Annotated in this window: 11 protein-coding genes; 7 read left to right on the forward strand and 4 right to left on the reverse strand. The window is 71.2% G+C overall.

The genetic code is table 11. The features are described 5' to 3' along the window. Positions 1–305: 305 nt before the first annotated feature. Both hpf and ACFRAC_RS00075 read left to right on the forward strand, forming a co-directional pair. Positions 306–998: a ribosome hibernation-promoting factor, HPF/YfiA family gene (gene hpf / locus ACFRAC_RS00070; protein ID WP_382919013.1), complete on the forward strand. Its 693-nt coding sequence runs from the start codon at positions 306–308 to the stop codon at positions 996–998. Between the two features lie 199 nt (positions 999–1,197). Continuing rightward, positions 1,198–1,944 (forward strand): response regulator transcription factor, encoded by a 747-nt coding sequence (locus ACFRAC_RS00075; RefSeq protein ID WP_361352044.1) that lies wholly within the window; start codon positions 1,198–1,200, stop codon positions 1,942–1,944. A gap of 25 nt (positions 1,945–1,969) precedes the next feature. On the opposite strand, the gene ACFRAC_RS00080 is transcribed toward ACFRAC_RS00075, so the two are convergent. Both ACFRAC_RS00080 and ACFRAC_RS00085 read right to left on the reverse strand, forming a co-directional pair. Continuing rightward, the gene (locus ACFRAC_RS00080; RefSeq protein WP_382919014.1) at positions 1,970–3,142 is read right to left on the reverse strand and encodes a winged helix-turn-helix domain-containing protein; all 1,173 of its coding nucleotides are present in this window, start codon (positions 3,140–3,142) and stop codon (positions 1,970–1,972) included. Positions 3,143–3,215: 73 nt separating this feature from the next. Then, positions 3,216–3,797: a GNAT family N-acetyltransferase gene (locus ACFRAC_RS00085; RefSeq protein ID WP_382919016.1), complete on the reverse strand. Its 582-nt coding sequence runs from the start codon at positions 3,795–3,797 to the stop codon at positions 3,216–3,218. A gap of 295 nt (positions 3,798–4,092) precedes the next feature. Between ACFRAC_RS00085 and secA the strand changes: the two genes are divergently transcribed. Beyond that, positions 4,093–6,942 (forward strand): preprotein translocase subunit SecA, encoded by a 2,850-nt coding sequence (gene secA / locus ACFRAC_RS00090; RefSeq protein ID WP_382919017.1) that lies wholly within the window; start codon positions 4,093–4,095, stop codon positions 6,940–6,942. Positions 6,943–7,566: 624 nt separating this feature from the next. Here the strand turns inward: secA and ACFRAC_RS00095 are convergent. Beyond that, on the reverse strand, positions 7,567–8,172 hold the full coding sequence (locus tag ACFRAC_RS00095; RefSeq protein ID WP_382919019.1) for an Rv3235 family protein: 606 nt from the start codon (positions 8,170–8,172) through the stop codon (positions 7,567–7,569). A gap of 341 nt (positions 8,173–8,513) precedes the next feature. On the opposite strand from ACFRAC_RS00095, the gene ACFRAC_RS00100 reads away from it, so the two are divergent. Together ACFRAC_RS00100 and ACFRAC_RS00105 are read left to right on the forward strand one after the other, a co-directional pair. Next, the gene (locus tag ACFRAC_RS00100) at positions 8,514–9,026 is read left to right on the forward strand and encodes a DUF6912 family protein (protein ID WP_382919021.1); all 513 of its coding nucleotides are present in this window, start codon (positions 8,514–8,516) and stop codon (positions 9,024–9,026) included. An 85-nt stretch (positions 9,027–9,111) separates the two neighbouring features. Then, positions 9,112–9,777, forward strand: a complete 666-nt coding sequence (locus ACFRAC_RS00105) for an HAD family hydrolase (protein WP_382919023.1) — start codon at positions 9,112–9,114, stop codon at positions 9,775–9,777. Positions 9,778–9,818: 41 nt separating this feature from the next. Here ACFRAC_RS00105 and ACFRAC_RS00110 read toward each other — a convergent pair whose 3' ends face one another. Continuing rightward, a complete protein-coding gene (locus ACFRAC_RS00110; protein WP_361352023.1) occupies positions 9,819–10,385 on the reverse strand; it encodes a DJ-1/PfpI family protein in 567 nt (188 codons plus the stop codon). Between the two features lie 673 nt (positions 10,386–11,058). Between ACFRAC_RS00110 and ACFRAC_RS00115 the strand changes: the two genes are divergently transcribed. Both ACFRAC_RS00115 and ACFRAC_RS00120 read left to right on the forward strand, forming a co-directional pair. After that, the gene (locus ACFRAC_RS00115; protein WP_382919025.1) at positions 11,059–15,993 is read left to right on the forward strand and encodes an NAD-glutamate dehydrogenase; all 4,935 of its coding nucleotides are present in this window, start codon (positions 11,059–11,061) and stop codon (positions 15,991–15,993) included. 101 nt (positions 15,994–16,094) lie between these two features. Next, positions 16,095–17,579, forward strand: coding sequence for a hypothetical protein (locus ACFRAC_RS00120; RefSeq protein ID WP_382919027.1), 1,485 nt, complete (start codon positions 16,095–16,097; stop codon positions 17,577–17,579). Positions 17,580–17,584 lie beyond the last annotated feature (5 nt).

The following is a 17,584-nucleotide window of genomic DNA, read 5'->3' on the forward strand; positions in this document are numbered from 1 at the left end:
CATCGTTGCAGGTGACGAGAGGATCAATTCACCTGAACGGAGGTACACGGTAGTAGAGGGTGACGACATCCCTCCGGGCGAGATATGTTCGGTTGTGAGGGAAAGGCGCAGGCCATCCCCGCTGTAGCCGAATGCCGTGCTGTGGGTTTTTGAACCATCACCCTCGGCCATGGGGTGGAGATCTTGCCCATGGGGGAGGAGGAGGTGGAAGTCGCCGAGTCCGAGGTTCCGGGGCCTACCGGAGCCTGGTGCAAAAGGGAGATGCTCCGCCGTCGGAGCGGAGCGATCCGGGAACGGAGTTCTGCGTGGACATCGTCGTCAAGGGCCGCAAGACCGAGGTGCCCGAGCGGTTCCGCAAGCACGTGGCCGACAAGCTGAAGCTGGAGAAGATCCAGAGGCTCGATGCGAAGGTGATCAGCCTCGACGTCGAGGTGTCCAAGGAGCCCAACCCGCGACAGGCCGACCGCTGCGACCGGGTGGAGATCACCCTGCGTTCCCGCGGTCCGGTGATCCGGGCGGAGGCAGCGGCCAGCGACCCGTACGCGGCGCTCGACCTCGCGGCGGAGAAGCTGGACGCCCGGCTGCGCAAGCAGCACGACAAGCGGTTCTCACGCCGGGGCGCACGCCGGCTCACGGCGGCCGAGGTGCCCGACCACGTCCCCGGTGCCGCGACGCTGAACGGCAACGGGCAGACCTTCGAGACCGAAGAGCCGGACGCGATTCCCACCACGAAGATCGGCTCGCTGGAGGTGAAGGGCGAAGGCCCGCTCGTCGTCCGCGAGAAGACGCACGTCGCCTCCGCGATGACTCTCGACCAGGCCCTCTACGAGATGGAGCTGGTCGGGCATGACTTCTATCTCTTCGTCGACTCCGAGACGAAGGAACCGAGCGTCGTCTACCGTCGCCACGCCTACGACTACGGCGTCATCCATCTGAGCACGGACCCGATGGTCACCGAGGTGCAAGCACCAGCGGCCGGTGGCACGCTGGGCGGCTGACCCATCCGGCCGACGGCTGAGCCGGTGCCCCTGGAGCGCGTGTGCGCCCCCAGGGGCACCGGTGTGCGACCACTTCGCGCCCCGCACGTCACCGCACTGTCGGCCAGGCATGGAATCATGACCGGACGGCCCAACCGATGGGCCACTGCCTTGGGTTGGCGATGGCGCGCGACCAGCCACAGCCTCAGGGGGAGGAACCATGACGGACAGCTTCGGACCGCTGCGGGACGAGGATGCCGACGGTGATGTCGTCGGCATGGGCCCGGACACGGGCTCTCCGCGCAAGGAGCCGATCAGAGTCCTCGTCGTGGACGACCACGCCCTGTTTCGCCGTGGACTGGAGATCGTGCTCGCCGCCGAGGAGGACATCCAGGTGGTGGGGGAGGCGGGTGATGGCGCCGAGGCCGTCGACAAGGCCGCCGACCTGCTGCCCGACATCGTGCTGATGGACGTTCGCATGCCCCGGCGGGGCGGCATCGAGGCCTGCACCTCCATCAAGGAGGTGGCCCCCAGCGCGAAGATCATCATGCTCACGATCAGCGACGAGGAGGCCGACCTCTACGACGCCATCAAGGCGGGTGCGACCGGCTACCTCCTCAAGGAGATCTCCACGGACGAGGTCGCCACCGCCATCCGCGCGGTGGCCGACGGGCAGTCCCAGATCAGCCCGTCCATGGCGTCGAAGCTGCTCACCGAGTTCAAGTCGATGATCCAGCGGACGGACGAGCGCCGCCTCGTGCCCGCGCCGCGACTCACCGACCGGGAGCTGGAGGTCCTCAAGCTCGTCGCCACCGGGATGAACAACCGGGACATCGCCAAGGAGTTGTTCATCTCGGAGAACACCGTGAAGAACCACGTGCGCAACATCCTGGAGAAGCTGCAGCTGCACTCCCGGATGGAGGCCGTGGTGTACGCGATGCGCGAGAAGATCCTCGAGATCCGCTGACCCGGGCGGGCAGCGGCCTCCCGGGTCACGCCATCAGGCGTGCGAGCTCCCGGCCGAGCGGTTCGCGCAGCTCCGGGATGTCGACCCGCTCCACCCGCGCGTCCGTGCAGTCGACCCAGCTCGCCGCCTCGGCCAGCGCCTGCGCCACCGCCGGTACCGCCTTCGGGCCAGCCAGCGAGACCTGCTTCGCCACCAGGGTGCGGCCCTCCCGGGCCGGATCGACCCGGCCGACCAGACGGCCGCCGGCCAGCACCGGCATGGCGAAGTACCCGTGGACGCGCCTCTGCCGGGGGACGTACGCCTCCAGGCGGTGGGTGAAGCCGAAGATCCGCTCCGTGCGCGCACGCTCCCAGATCAGCGAGTCGAACGGCGACAGCAGCGTCGTACGGTGGCGGCCGCGCGGCGGAGTGCCGAGAGCCGCCGGGTCGGCCCAGGCCGGCTTGGCCCAGCCCTGCACCGTGACCGGCACCAGCCCCGAGTCGGCTATCACGGCGTCGACCTGCTCGCCCTTGAGACGGTGGTAGTCGGCGATGTCCGCGCGCGTGCCCACTCCGAGCGCCTGACCGGCCAGACCGACGAGGCGGCGCAGGCACTCGGTGTCGTCCAGGTCGTCGTGCAGCAGGGACGCGGGGATGGCGCGCTCGGCGAGGTCGTACAGGCGCTTCCAGCCGCGGCGCTCGACGCAGACCACCTCGCCGTACATCAGGGCGCGCTCGACGGCGACCTTCGCGCCCGACCAGTCCCACCACTCGCTGGTGCGCTTGGCGCCGCCCAGCTCGGTCGCGGTCAGCGGGCCCTCCGCGCGCAGCTGCTTGATCACCTGGTCGTAGGCGCCCTCGGGGAGCTCGTGGTTCCAGTGCGGGCGGGCACGGTAGGCGCGGCGGCGGAAGGCGAAGTGCGGCCACTCCTCCACGGGCAGGATGCACGCGGCGTGCGACCAGTATTCAAAGGCGTGGGTGTCGGTCCAGTAAGCCGCCTCGACCGCCTTGCGGCTGACCGCGCCCAGGCGGGCGTACGGGATGATCTCGTGACTGCGGGCCAGTACCGAGATGGTGTCGAGCTGGACCGCGCCGAGGTGCCGCAGGACGCCGCGGACACCGCCCCGGCGGTCGGGGGCGCCGAGGAAGCCCTGCGCGCGCAGGACGATGCGACGGGCCTCGTCGGCCGAGAGGTGGAGGGTGGGGCGCGGGGTCGTCATGGTGCGCACCTTAGGCCGTGGCACTGACACTCGGGCGTGAGCTGGAATTTCGTCCATGACCGGTCCGGCGAGGCTACGAGGGCGGCCGCCGCGCGGGCAGATAGGGAGCCGTGGACGGCAGGCCCAGGTCGGACGGGAGCAGGGAGCCCACCCAGCAGTCGCGGCGCACGCCCTGGTGGATCAGTGCGGAGCGCAGGGTGCCCTCGACGGTGAAACCGGCGCGCTCGGCCACCGCGCGCGAGGGCCCGTTGCCCGCCTCGGCGCGCCACTCGACGCGGTCCACGAGCAGGTCGGAGAAGGCCCAGCGGGACACGGCGAGCACGGCCTCGGTGACATAGCCGTGGCCGCGGTGCTCCTTGGTGCCCCAGTAGCCGATCTCGGCGGAACTCATGGAACGCATCGTGAGGCCGATCATGCCCACCAGTTCCCCGTCGCGGGGGAGGAACAGCCCCCAGGTGAACATCGAGCCGTTCCGCCAGCCGTCCGGGACCAGTTCGTGCGTGAAGCTGTGGGCGTGCTCGCGCAGATAGGGGGAGGGGATGGTGGTCCAGCGCTGGATGTCGGGGTCCTGGGCGGCCTCGTACACGGCATCGGTGTCGCCCGGGCCGACGGTGCGCATCAGGAGGCGGCCGGTGGTGAGCGTGACGGGTTCCATCGGCCGATTCTCCTCAAAGGGCCCCGCGACGCGCCATCCGATACGCGACGCACGAGCGGGACACGGCCGCGGGGAGTGAGCGCGCGACCGCGTTCGGCACAATTCGCCGGCGGAACGCGGCACCATCCGCCACCCCCGGCCGTTGTCCCTTTGACGGAGATTTGAAGCAGCGGAGGCCCGGCGCCACCGGCAGGCTCCCGGCGCGGCGGGGTCCTCGCATACGATGGCCGTTGCTCAGTCAAGTCAAATGGAAAACCGACCTCCCCAGGCCCGACCGGCAAGGAGACCAACCCCCGTGTCCGTCCTCTCGAAGATCATGCGTGCAGGCGAAGGCAAGATCCTGCGCAAGCTGCACCGCATCGCGGACCAGGTCAACTCCATCGAAGAGGACTTCGTCGACCTCTCCGACGCCGAGCTGCGGGCCCTCACCGATGAGTACAAGCAGCGCTACGCCGACGGCGAGACCCTGGACGACCTGCTGCCCGAGGCCTTCGCCACCGTGCGCGAGGCGGCCAAGCGCGTCCTGGGCCAGCGTCACTACGACGTGCAGATGATGGGTGGCGCGGCGCTCCACCTCGGCTACGTGGCCGAGATGAAGACCGGTGAGGGCAAGACGCTCGTCGGCACGCTCCCCGCATACCTGAACGCGCTGTCCGGCGAGGGCGTCCACCTCATCACGGTCAACGACTACCTGGCCGAGCGCGACTCCGAGATGATGGGCCGCGTCCACAAGTTCCTGGGCCTGAGCGTCGGCTGCATCCTCGCCAACATGACGCCGGCCCAGCGCCGCGAGCAGTACGCCTGCGACATCACCTACGGCACGAACAACGAGTTCGGCTTCGACTACCTCCGCGACAACATGGCGTGGTCCAAGGAGGAGCTGGTCCAGCGCGGCCACAACTTCGCCATCGTCGACGAGGTCGACTCCATCCTCATCGACGAGGCCCGTACGCCGCTGATCATCTCCGGCCCGGCCGACCAGGCCACCAAGTGGTACGGCGACTTCGCCAAGCTGGTCACGCGCCTCAAGCGCGGCGAGCCCGGCAACCCGCTCAAGGGCCTCGAGGAGACCGGCGACTACGAGGTCGACGAGAAGAAGCGCACCGTCGCCATCCACGAGTCGGGCGTCGCCAAGGTCGAGGACTGGCTGGGCATCGACAACCTCTACGAGTCGGTGAACACCCCTCTGGTGGGCTACCTGAACAACGCCATCAAGGCGAAGGAGCTCTTCAAGAAGGACAAGGACTACGTCATCATCGACGACGAGGTCATGATCGTCGACGAGCACACCGGACGTATCCTCGCCGGCCGCCGCTACAACGAGGGCATGCACCAGGCCATCGAGGCGAAGGAGGGCGTGCCGATCAAGGACGAGAACCAGACGCTCGCCACGATCACCCTCCAGAACTTCTTCCGCCTCTACAAGCGGCACGACCACAGCGGCAAGGAGATGCCGGGCCTGTCCGGCATGACCGGTACGGCGATGACCGAGGCCGCCGAGTTCCACCAGATCTACAAGCTCGGTGTGGTGCCCATCCCGACCAACCGCCCGATGGTCCGCAAGGACCAGTCCGACCTGATCTACCGCACCGAGATCGCGAAGTTCGAGGCGGTCGTCGACGACATCGTCGAGAAGCACGAGAAGGGTCAGCCGATCCTCGTCGGCACGACGTCGGTCGAGAAGTCCGAGTACCTGTCGCAGCAGCTCAGCAAGCGCGGTGTGCAGCACGAGGTGCTCAACGCCAAGCAGCACGACCGTGAGGCGATCATCGTCGCCCAGGCCGGGCGCAAGGGCGCGGTCACGGTGGCCACCAACATGGCCGGCCGTGGTACCGACATCAAGCTCGGCGGCAACCCCGAGGACCTCGCCGAGGCCGAGCTGCGCCAGCGGGGCCTCGACCCCGAGGAGCACATCGAGGAGTGGGCCCACTACCTGCCGGCCGCCCTGGAGCGGGCCGGGCAGGCGGTGAAGGCCGAGAAGGACGAGGTCGAGAAGCTCGGCGGTCTGTACGTCCTCGGCACCGAGCGGCACGAGTCCCGCCGGATCGACAACCAGCTGCGCGGTCGTTCCGGCCGGCAGGGCGACCCGGGCGAGTCCCGCTTCTACCTCTCCCTCGGTGACGACCTGATGCGCCTGTTCAAGGCCCAGATGGTCGAGCGCGTGATGTCCATGGCGAACGTCCCGGACGACGTGCCGATCGAGAACAAGATGGTCACGCGGGCGATCGCCTCCGCGCAGTCGCAGGTCGAGACGCAGAACTTTGAAACCCGTAAGAACGTCCTGAAGTACGACGAGGTCCTCAACCGGCAGCGCGAGGTCATCTACGGCGAGCGCCGCCGCGTCCTGGAGGGCGAGGACCTGCACGAGCAGGTGCAGCACTTCATGGACGACACCATCGACGCCTACGTCGCCGCGGAGACCGCCGAGGGCTTCGCCGAGGAGTGGGACCTGGACCGGCTGTGGGGCGCCTTCAAGCAGCTCTACCCGGTGAAGGTCACCATCGAGGAACTGGAGGAGGCGGCCGGCGACCGGGCCGGACTCACCGCGGACTTCCTCGCCGAGTCCATCAAGGACGACATCCGCGAGCAGTACCAGGCCCGTGAGGCGCAGCTCGGCTCCGAGATCATGCGCGAGCTGGAGCGCCGGGTCGTGCTGTCGGTCCTGGACCGCAAGTGGCGCGAGCACCTCTACGAGATGGACTACCTCCAGGAGGGCATCGGCCTGCGCGCGATGGCGCAGAAGGACCCGCTGGTCGAGTACCAGCGCGAGGGCTTCGACATGTTCACCGCCATGATGGAGGGCATCAAGGAGGAGTCCGTCGGCTACCTGTTCAACCTGGAGGTCCAGGTCGAGCAGCAGGTCGAGGAGATCCCGGTCGAGGACACCAAGCCGGTGGCCGACCTGGAGAAGCAGGACGCGGTGCCCGCGCAGGCGGGTGCGCGCCCCGAGATCCGCGCCAAGGGCCTGGAGGCGCCGCGCCGCCCGGACCGGCTGCACTACACCGCGCCCAAGGTGGACGGCGAGGGCGACATCGTCGAGGGCGACTTCGACAACGGCGACGAGCCGGTGCGGTCCGAGGCCGACGGCCTGACGCGCGCCGAGCGCCGCAAGCAGGCGCGCGGCGGACGCCGCCGCAAGAAGTAGCCGGGACGCGCGCGAGCGCGTCGACGGCCACAGGCCGCAAGGGCCGGGCCTCCTTCGGGGGGCCCGGCCCTTCGCCGTGGGTGGCCGAGGCGGACCCGACGGCGGTTACGGGGGCACCGGGGTGATGCCGGGCGCCGCTCACCGGGCTCGCGGCGCCCGACCGCCCAGGCAGCCCTCCGCCGGTCGCATGGGTGTACGTGGGCCGTCCGGATCCACGGTCACACAGCGCCGGCGCAAATCGCTGCCGGCCGTTCCGGCTGGGACGTCACGGCGGCGGGGCTGGGGCCCTGGACGGGCCCGCTGCCGCCTCGTGCCTGCCGTTCAGTCGCTCTCCGCGTGAGGCCCGCGTGGGCGGCCTAGTTCCACGGCTGTGCAGCGCCGGCGCAGGTCGCTGCCGCCCGTTCCGGCTGGAATGTCACGGCGCCAGGGCCCCGGGGCCCTGGACGGGCCCGCTGCCGCCTCGTGCCTGCCGTTCAGTCGCTCTCCTCGCGAGGCCCGCGTGGGCGGCCCAGTTCCACGGCTGTGGAGCGGCCGGCGCAGGTCGCTGCCGTTCGCTCCGGCTGGGACGTCACGGCGGCGGGGCTGGGGCCCTGGACGGGCCCGCTGCCGCCTCGTCGCTGCCGTTCAGTCGTCCTCCGTGCGAGGCCCGCGCGGGCCGCCCAGTTCCACCGCTGTGCAGCGCCAGCGCAGGTCGCCGCCCTGTTCCAGCCGGAACGCCATGGCACGCAGCTGGTCTCCGGCGCCGATGCGGGCGAAGACCTCGACGGCGCCCGGGCGGGGCTCGAACCAGCCGATGTCCCGGACGACCGGGCGGGTGCCCCGGGTGCGCAGCGGGCCGCGCTCGGCCAGCCGGGCGAGATCGTCGTAGGCGCGGCCCGCGGTGTGGCGGAGCATCGAGTGGACGGGGCGCTGGCCGCTCAGGACGAGGAGCAGCCGGTCGGCGAAGACGTCGGTGGGCCGGGGGTGGGGGAGCGGTCCGGGTACCGGAGGAGTGGCTGTTCCCCTGCTCGGGGCGGTGGCGGAGGGGGCCGGGCGGCCGTCCGCGGGTCGGGTGCGGGACCGGGGCGGCGTGCTGCCGGGGGAGCCCGGAGGCCGGGCGCCGGGGGACGTCGTACGGGAGGAGCCGCCGCTCGGTGTGCGAGGCGGGGAGCCGGCGGGCCGGCGTGTGTCACCGCGGGCCGGAGGGCGGCTGGCGGGGCGGTGCTGGGCCCTGGTCATGACCTTGTTCATGGAGTCCCCGATCGGCGGGCCCGGCTCATACCGGGCGGTAACTTCGCGTTCGCTGATCTTGTACGGGGTCGCCCGGGGTGGCGGCAAGGAAGAGGGGGTCCGGGTCGGAGCGGGCGGAAGGTTCACCTATCAGGGTGACGGGCGGGCGCTCGGGCCCGTGCCGGCGGGGCGGCACCGGGTGAGTCGCCGGACGAGGGTGGACGCGGGCGCAAGAGGTGACGGGGACTCGAAAGGGGACGCCCCCACGTATCCTGAAGGCCGCCTCGGACGGCATGGAAGCGGCCCGCCCGGGGTCCTGCGGAGCCTCACGTGTACGAGCGAGTACGAGAAAGCGGTCAGTCATGCGCGTCTACGTCCCCCTGACCCTCCCCGGTCTCGCCGAGGCGTACAAGACGGGCGACCTGGGGGCCGGGCTCGTCGCGTACGCGGTCACCCCGGCGTTGCGCGAGTGGTATCTCTCCGAGGACATCGAGGAGCTGGAGTACGCCGCGCTGAACCGGGCCGCCGTGGCCTCGCTGCGGCTGCTCGCGGCCGACCCCGGCGCGCGGCGCCGCCGGGTCGTGGTCGCCGTCGACGTGCCCGACAAGACGGCCGTCGCCGACCCGGACCGCGGGCTGGACCCGTCGGCGCTGGGCGAGGTGCGGGTCTCCGGGAGCGTGCGGCTGGCCACGGCCGCCGCGGTGCACGTGGACGCCGACGACGCCGAGGCGGACGTGGCGGCGGCCGCGGGGGCGCTGGAGGCGGCGGACGGCGGGGACGACGACGCCCAGTTCGTCGTGGACGGCGCGGAGGACCACGAACTGCTCTGGTACGCCACGCAGGAGATCCCGAACCTGGTGGACCTGCCGGACTGAACCGGTCGCGCGGTCCTCCTCGGAGTGCCGGCCGGACGACCTGGCCCTGTCTTGATTGCCGGTGCGGCCGGGTACGTTTTTCGACATGGGGAAGCAGTCAGGGGCGCACATCGTCTGGGACTGGAACGGGACGCTGTTCCACGACAACGACGCGATCATCGGGGCCACCAACGCGGCCTTCGGGGAGCTGGGGCTCGCCCCGATCACGATCGAGCAGTACCGGGCGCTGTACTGCGTACCGGTGCCGAAGTTCTACGAGCGGCTGCTCGGACGGCTGCCGACGGACGCCGAGTGGGAGGTCATGGACCTGACCTTCCACCGCCACTACGCCGAGCACCGGGTGTCGTGCGGACTCACCGAGGGCGTGGCGGAGCTGCTGTCGGGCTGGCGGTCGGCGGGGCGCAGCCAGTCGATCCTCAGCATGTACGTGCACGACGAGCTGGTGCCGCTGGTGCGGCGATTCGGCATCGAGGGGCACTTCCTGCGCGTCGACGGCCGGGTCGGGCCGTCCGGGGGGAGCAAGGCCGACCACATGGTGCGGCACATCGAGGCGCTGGCGGGCGTGGACCCGACGCGCACGGTGGTGATCGGGGACGCCGCCGACGACGCGGTGGCCGCGCTGCACGTGGGGGCGCGGGCCGTGCTCTACACCGGCGGCTCGCACAGCCGGGCGAGCCTGGAGACGGTCGGCGTGCCGGTCGTGGACACGCTCGCGGAAGCCGTCGCGGAGGCGGAGCGGCTGGCCGCCTGAGGCGGGCCCGGTGCCGGCCCGCCCCGGACCGGTGGCCGGCCTCAGCTCACCGGCGCCTTCGCCCGCAGCACCGTCAGGAACTCCCGCATCCACGCGGAGTGGTCCGGCCAGGCGCGGGACGAGACCAGCGTGCCGTCGACGACCGCCTCGGTGTCCTGGAAGGTGGCGCCCGCGGCCTGCATGTCCAGCTCCAGGGCCGGATAGGCCGTCACTCGGCGGCCGCGCAGGGTGTCGACCGCGGCGGTGATCAGGGGGCCGTGGCAGATCTGCGCGACCGGCTTGTCGGAGTCGAAGAACGACTTGAGGATCTTGCGCAGCTCCGGATCGTTGCGCAGGTACTCGGGGGCCCTGCCGCCCGGGATCACGACGGCCGCGTACGCGCCGGGGTCGACCTCGGAGAAGGCGAGGTCGGCCGGCCAGGTGTAGCCGGGCTTCTCGGTGTACGTGTCGAAGCCGGGTTCGAAGTCGTGCACGACGAACTGCAGCTTCTTGCGGGTGGGCGCCGCGATGTGGACCTCGTAGCCCTCCTCGCGCAGGCGCTGGTAGGGGTAGAGCACCTCCAGCGACTCCGCGGCGTCGCCGGTGACGATGAGGATCTTCGCAGTCATGGCGGGTGGGCTCCTCTCCTTGCCCGGCCGGCGGCTCCGTCGGCCGGCCTGGGGGCAACGTGCCGCCGCGCGCGGGACGTGGCAAGCCCCTGCGGCGGGGAGACGACCGCTGTTTTCGGACGCACGGCTCCTTCGGACGGCCGGTTGTCCGTGCCGCCCTGCGGCTCCGGTGCCGCCGCGCCTGCTCACCAGGCTGCCCCCGGGTGCCCCGCCCCGCCAGTTACGCCTCGCGCGCCCCGATCGCCCCTGTGCAGAACGTCAAAGTTCGCCCCCCGGTTTTGTACACATACGGCTCATGACGGGCCCCCCGTGCGGAGCGATAGCCTGGGTGGCGTGATCAGCGCGATAGTTCGCGGGGGCGACGATGCCCCTGCCCCGCGCCCGGCGACCACGGAGGACATCCGTGACCGGGCGCCGCTCGCTGGTCTTCACGGGCGGGAGGGGGGCGTACGGGCCCCCGGGACGCGATCGGTCTCCCGGGCCCGGGTGCCGCAGAGAGCGGCGTCACACCCCTTGGGCAGCTCAAGAATGGCTCATATACCCCCGCTCATCTCACCTCTCGGCATAGCGTCGAAGCAGACCGGACACCCCGCGTCGCGGCGTTACACCGGAGAGGAAGAGACCGTACTTCCTTCAACGTCACGCAACGGCGCGCGACAGGAGCCAGAGGACAATGCAGACCAAGCTGGACGAAGCCAAGGCCGAGCTGCTCGAACGGGCCGCCCGGGTTGCTGAGAACAGCCCGGTCGGGGGGCACCTACCGACCGGGACCAAGGACGAGGGCGGTTCCGGCACCCCGGACCACGACACGGTGCTCTCGTTCCTCCAGCGCTACTACCTGCACACCGCCCCGGAGGACCTGGCCGACCGCGACCCGGTCGACGTCTTCGGAGCCGCCTTCTCGCACTACCGGCTGGCCGAGAACCGCCCGCAGGGCACGGCCAACGTCCGGGTCCACACGCCGACGGTCGAGGAGAACGGCTGGACCTGCAGCCACTCGGTCGTCGAGGTGGTCACCGACGACATGCCGTTCCTGGTGGACTCCGTCACCAACGAGCTGACCCGGCAGGGGCGGGGGATCCATGTGGTCATCCACCCCCAGATCGTCGTCCGCCGCGACCTGACCGGCAAGCTCATCGAGGTGCTGCCCGCGGCGCCCGCCGGAGACCTTCCGCACGACACGCACATCGAGTCCTGGATCCACGTCGAGATCGACCGCGAGACCGACCGCGGCGACCTCAAGCAGATCACCGCCGACCTGATGCGCGTCCTGTCCGACGTCCGTGAGGCCGTCGAGGACTGGAGCAAGATGCGGGACGCGGCCCTGCGCATGGCCGACGAGCTGCCCGGTGAGCCCCACTCCGATCTGCGCGAGCAGGAGTTCGAGGAGGCCCGCGAGCTGCTGCGCTGGCTGGCCGACGACCACTTCACCTTCCTCGGCTACCGCGAGTACGAGCTGCGCGAGGACGACTCGCTGGCCGCCGTGCCGGGCACCGGCCTGGGCATACTGCGCTCGGACCCGCACCACTCCGAGAGCGACGCCCACCCCGTCAGCCCGTCCTTCGAGCGGCTGCCCGCCGACGCCCGCGCCAAGGCCCGCGAGCACAAGCTGCTCATCCTCACCAAGGCCAACAGCCGGGCCACCGTGCACCGGCCGTCGTACCTCGACTACGTCGGTGTGAAGAAGTTCGACGAGAACGGCGAGGTCGTCGGCGAGCGCCGCTTCCTGGGCCTGTTCTCCTCGGCCGCCTACACCGAGTCCGTGCGCCGCGTCCCCGTGATCCGCCGCAAGGTCGACGAGGTGCTCAGCGGCGCCGGCTTCTCCCCGCACAGCCATGACGGGCGCGACCTGCTCCAGATCCTGGAGACCTACCCGCGCGACGAGCTGTTCCAGACCCCCGTCGACGAGCTGCGGTCCATCGCCACCTCGGTCCTCTACCTCCAGGAGCGCCGCCGGCTGCGGCTGTACCTGCGCCAGGACGAGTACGGCCGCTACTACTCGGCCCTCGTCTACCTCCCCCGCGACCGCTACACCACCGGCGTGCGCCTGCGGATCATCGACATCCTGAAGGAGGAGCTCGGCGGCACCAGCGTCGACTTCACCGCCTGGAACACCGAGTCGATCCTCTCCCGGCTGCACTTCGTGGTCCGCGTCCCGCAGGGCACCGAGCTGCCGCAGCTGTCCGACGCCGACAAGGAGCGCATCGAGGCCCGGCTGGTGGACGCCGCGCGGTCCTGGGCCGACGGCTTCGCCGACGCGCTGAACGCCGAACTCGGCGAGGAGCACGCCGCCGAACTGTCGCGCCGCTACGGCAACGCCTTCCCCGAGGGCTACAAGGCCGACCACGGGCCGCGCTCCGCGGTCTCCGACCTCGTCCACATCGAACAGCTCACCGAGGAGAAGGACTTCTCGCTCAGCCTGTACGAGCCGGTCGGCGCCGCCCCCGAGGAGCGCCGCTTCAAGATCTACCGCAAGGGCGCGGCCGTCTCGCTGTCCGCCGTCCTGCCGGTGCTCAGCCGGCTCGGCGTCGAGGTCGTCGACGAGCGGCCCTACGAGCTGCGCTGCTCCGACCGCAGCGTCGCCTGGATCTATGACTTCGGCCTGCGCATGCCGAGCGAGGCCGCTGCCACCGACTACGCGGGCGACGACGCGCGCGAGCGGTTCTCCGAGGCGTTCGCCGCCACCTGGACCGGCAAGGCCGAGAACGACGGCTTCAACGCCCTCGTGCTGAGCGCCGGGCTGACCTGGCGGCAGGCGATGGTACTGCGGGCGTACGCCAAGTACCTGCGGCAGGCCGGGTCCACCTTCTCGCAGGACTACATGGAGGACACCCTCCGCCACAACGTCCACACCACCCGGCTCCTCGTCTCCCTGTTCGAGGCGCGGCTGTCGCCGGACCGCCAGCGCGCGGGCCTCGAGATCGTGGACGCGCTGCTCGAGGAGCTCGACGCGGCCCTGGACCAGGTGGCGAGCCTGGACGAGGACCGGATCCTGCGGTCCTTCCTCACCGTCATCAAGGCGACGCTGCGCACCAACTTCTTCCAGGAGGCGGCCGACGGAGGGCCGCACGACTACGTCTCCATGAAGTTCGACCCGCAGGCCATCCCGGACCTCCCGGCGCCGCGCCCGGCGTACGAGATCTGGGTGTACTCGCCGCGCGTCGAGGGCGTGCACCTGCGCTTCGGCAAGGTCGCGCGCGGCGGTCTGCGCTGGTCCGACCGCCGTGAGGACTTCCGCACGGAGATCCTCGGCCTGGTCAAGGCGCAGATGGTGAAGAACACCGTGATCGTGCCGGTCGGCGCCAAGGGCGGCTTCGTCGCCAAGCAGCTGCCCGACCCGGCCGCGGACCGGGACGCCTGGATGGCGGAGGGCATCGCCAGCTACCGGACGTTCATCTCGGCGCTGCTCGACATCACCGACAACATGGTGGCGGGCGAGGTCGTGCCCCCGGCCGACGTCGTCCGGCACGACGGGGACGACACCTACCTCGTCGTCGCCGCCGACAAGGGCACCGCGAAGTTCTCCGACATCGCCAACGAGGTCGCCGAGTCCTACAACTTCTGGCTCGGGGACGCCTTCGCCTCCGGCGGCTCGGCCGGCTACGACCACAAGGGCATGGGCATCACCGCCCGCGGTGCCTGGGAGTCGGTCAAGCGGCACTTCCGCGAGCTCGGCGTCGACACGCAGAGCGAGGACTTCACGGTCGTCGGCATCGGCGACATGTCCGGTGACGTGTTCGGCAACGGCATGCTGCTCAGCGAGCACATCCGGCTGGTCGCCGCCTTCGACCACCGGCACATCTTCATCGACCCGAACCCGGACGCGGCGACCTCCTACGCCGAGCGCCGGCGCCTGTTCGAGCTGCCGCGCTCCAGCTGGGAGGACTACGACACCTCGCTGCTGTCGGCCGGTGGCGGCGTCTTCCCGCGCAGCGCCAAGGCCATCAGCGTCAACGCGCACATCCGCGAGGCCCTGGGCATCGAGGGCAAGGTCTCCAAGATGACCCCGGCCGAGCTGATGCGGGCCATCCTCCAGGCCCCGGTGGACCTGCTGTGGAACGGCGGCATCGGCACCTACGTCAAGGCCAGCACCGAGTCGAACGCCGACGTCGGCGACAAGGCCAACGACGCCATCCGCGTCGACGGCGCCGACCTGCGCGTCAAGGTCGTCGGCGAGGGCGGCAACCTGGGCCTGACCCAGCTCGGCCGGATCGAGTTCGCGCGCAACGGCGGCCGGATCAACACCGACGCCATCGACAACAGCGCGGGTGTGGACACCTCCGACCACGAGGTGAACATCAAGATCCTGCTCAACGGCCTGGTCGCCGACGGTGACATGACGGTCAAGCAGCGCAACAAGCTGCTCGCCGAGATGACCGACGAGGTCGGCCACCTGGTCCTGCGCAACAACTACGCGCAGAACACGGCGATCGCCAACGCCCTCGCCCAGTCCAGCGCCATGCTCCACGCCCAGCAGCGCTTCATGAAGCACATGGTCAGGGAGGGGCACCTGGACCGTGCGCTGGAGTTCCTGCCCACGGACCGGCAGATCCGCGAGCGCCTGAACTCCGACCACGGCCTGACCGGCCCGGAGACGGCCGTGCTGATGGCGTACACGAAGATCACGGTCGCCGACGAGCTGCTGCACACCTCGCTGCCGGACGACCCGTACCTGAGCACGCTGCTGCACGCCTACTTCCCGACGGCGCTGCGCGAGCGGTTCCCCGAGCACCTCGTCAGCCACCCGCTGCGGCGTGAGATCACCACGACCGTGCTGGTCAACGACACGGTCAACACGGGCGGTACGACGTATCTGCACCGGCTGCGCGAGGAGACCGGCGCCTCGCTGGAGGAGATCGTCCGGGCGCAGACCGTGGCCCGCGCGATCTTCCGCTCGGCGGAGGTGTGGGACGCGGTCGAGGCGCTCGACAACAAGGTCGAGGCCGCCGTCCAGACCCGTATCCGGCTGCACTCGCGGCGTCTGGTCGAGCGCGGCACGCGCTGGCTGCTGAACAACCGGCAGCAGCCGCTCGCACTCGCCGACACCGTCGACTTCTTCGCCGACCGGGTGGAGCAGGTGTGGTCGCAGCTGCCGAAGCTGCTGCGGGGCGCCGACCTGGACTGGTACCAGCAGATCCACGACGAGCTGACCGACGCCGGGGTGCCCGTCGAGCTGGCCCAGCGGGTCGCCGGGTTCTCCTCGGCCTTCCCGACGCTCGACATCGTCTCGGTGGCCGACCGCATGGGCAAGGACCCGATGGACGTCGCCGAGGTCTACTACGACCTCGGTGACCGGCTGCACATCAGCCAGCTCATGGACCGGATCATCGAGCTGCCGCGGTCCGACCGCTGGCAGTCCATGGCCCGCGCCTCCATCCGCGAGGACCTGTACGCCGCCCACGCGGCGCTCACCTCGGACGTCCTGGCGGTCGGCGACGGCGCCGCGACGCCCGAGCAGCGCTTCGAGGCATGGGAGCGCAAGAACGCCGCGATCCTGAGCCGGGCGCGCACCACGCTGGAGGAGATCCGCAGCTCGGACGCGTTCGACCTGGCCAACCTCTCGGTGGCGATGCGCACCATGCGCACGCTGCTGCGGTCGCACGCCTGAGCCGCCCGGCCGCCTGAGGCGGACGCGCGGCGGAGCGCCCCGGACCCACCCGGTCCGGGGCGCTCCCGCATATCGGATATAACGGGAATTACAGTGCCGGTGTGAGCACGATCCGGGCCACTCCGCCGAAGACGGCGGTCGTCGCGGGGGCCGCCGGCGCGCTGGTCCTCGTCCTGCTGCTCCTGGTGATCGTCCGGCTGCCGTGGGCCGGGGACCTCGGCATACACGCGGCGACCGTCGAACGGCTGCGCCACAGCCTGGCCGACCCCGGCAATCCCCTGGTCGACGCGGACACGCCCAGCCCCTACTACTCGCCGTGGATGCTGGTCCTCGGCTGCGTGGCGCGGGTGACCGGGCTCTCGGTCTTCGTGGTGCTGCGGCTCGGCGCCCTGGCGGGACTGGCGCTGCTGGTCACCGGCGTCTGGCGGTACGTGCGGACGCTGAGCGCCGAGCGGGCGGCTCCCGCGCTCGCCCTGCTGTGCCTGGTGTTCCTGTGGGGGACGACCCTGTTCGCGTGGAGCGGCTTCCTGGGGCTGAACTCGCTGGCGCTGACGGTGTCGTACCCGAGTCTGTTCGCGCTCGGGGCGGCCTTACACCTGTGGGCGTGGCTGGCACGGGCGGTACGGACGGAGGCCGGCTGGGGGGTGTGGCTCGGGCTCGGCCTGCTGTGGGCGGTGATCCTGCTCTGCCACCAGTTCTCCGGGGTCGTCGCCTCGCTCGGCGCGCTGGCCACGGTGGTCGCCGGGCGGCCGGGACGCGCGGTGGGGACACGGCTCGCGGGCGCCCTCGCCGTCGGCGCCGTGGTCCTGTGGGCGTGGCCGTACTACGACTTCTTCGCGCTGTTCGGGGCGGGGGCCGACCTGGAGTCGGTGCACCGGGGCCTGTACCGGGACCTGCCCGGGCGGTACTGGCTGGTGCTGCTCGGGGTGGCGGCGCTCGTGCCGAGATGGCGGCGGGACCGGCTCGATCCGCTGGTGCTGTTCTTCGGGCTGGGCGTGCTGGTCGTCGCGGCCGGCTGGCTGGGCGGGCACTACTCGTGGGGGCGTGCGCTGCCCGCCGTGCTGATCCCGGCGCAGCTCGCCGCCGCGCTCGCGGTGGCCGGGGCACGGCCCGGCCGGTGGCGCACGGCCTGGGCGGCGGCACTGACGGCGGCGCTGCTGGCCGGTGCGTGGACGCAGATCGGCACCGTGGGCTACGTCGTGCCGCGCAGCGCCCTGCCGCAGGCGGTCGCCGAGAAGTACCGGGAGCCGTGGGCGGGGTACCACTGGCTGACCCCGTGGGTGCGGTACGGGGACGTCGTCATGGCCCGCACCCTGCCCGCCCGGCAGATCCCGGCGTACGGCCCGTACACCGTGGCGCCCGGCTACCCCGACTTCTTCCTGCCGGACGAGGACCGGCGGGCGGCGGCCGTGCGGACGTACTTCGCGCCGGGCACCCCGCGGGAGGTGCGGCGCGCGATCGTGCGCGCGTACGGGGTGCGCTGGGTGGTGGACCGGGGGAGCCCCGCGGTCGAGGGGCTGCGCGGGGTGGCCCGGGGCCCGGACGGGCAGGTGCTGTACGAGGTGCTGACACCCCCGGCAGGCTGAGCGCC

The sequence above is a fragment of the Streptomyces sp. NPDC056628 genome (assembly GCF_042792555.1).
GTDB lineage: Bacteria > Actinomycetota > Actinomycetes > Streptomycetales > Streptomycetaceae > Streptomyces.

What these genes read in the sequence shown, in the direction of transcription:
- ACFRAC_RS00075 (WP_361352044.1), top strand. Translation starts at nt 1,198, where the DNA reads ATGACGGACAGCTTCGGACCGCTGCGGGACGAGGATGCCGACGGTGAT.
- ACFRAC_RS00080 (WP_382919014.1), bottom strand. Translation starts at nt 3,142, where the DNA reads ATGACGACCCCGCGCCCCACCCTCCACCTCTCGGCCGACGAGGCCCGT.
- ACFRAC_RS00085 (WP_382919016.1), bottom strand. Translation starts at nt 3,797, where the DNA reads ATGGAACCCGTCACGCTCACCACCGGCCGCCTCCTGATGCGCACCGTC.
- ACFRAC_RS00095 (WP_382919019.1), bottom strand. Translation starts at nt 8,172, where the DNA reads ATGAACAAGGTCATGACCAGGGCCCAGCACCGCCCCGCCAGCCGCCCT.
- ACFRAC_RS00100 (WP_382919021.1), top strand. Translation starts at nt 8,514, where the DNA reads ATGCGCGTCTACGTCCCCCTGACCCTCCCCGGTCTCGCCGAGGCGTAC.
- ACFRAC_RS00105 (WP_382919023.1), top strand. Translation starts at nt 9,112, where the DNA reads ATGGGGAAGCAGTCAGGGGCGCACATCGTCTGGGACTGGAACGGGACG.
- ACFRAC_RS00110 (WP_361352023.1), bottom strand. Translation starts at nt 10,385, where the DNA reads ATGACTGCGAAGATCCTCATCGTCACCGGCGACGCCGCGGAGTCGCTG.
- ACFRAC_RS00115 (WP_382919025.1), top strand. Translation starts at nt 11,059, where the DNA reads ATGCAGACCAAGCTGGACGAAGCCAAGGCCGAGCTGCTCGAACGGGCC.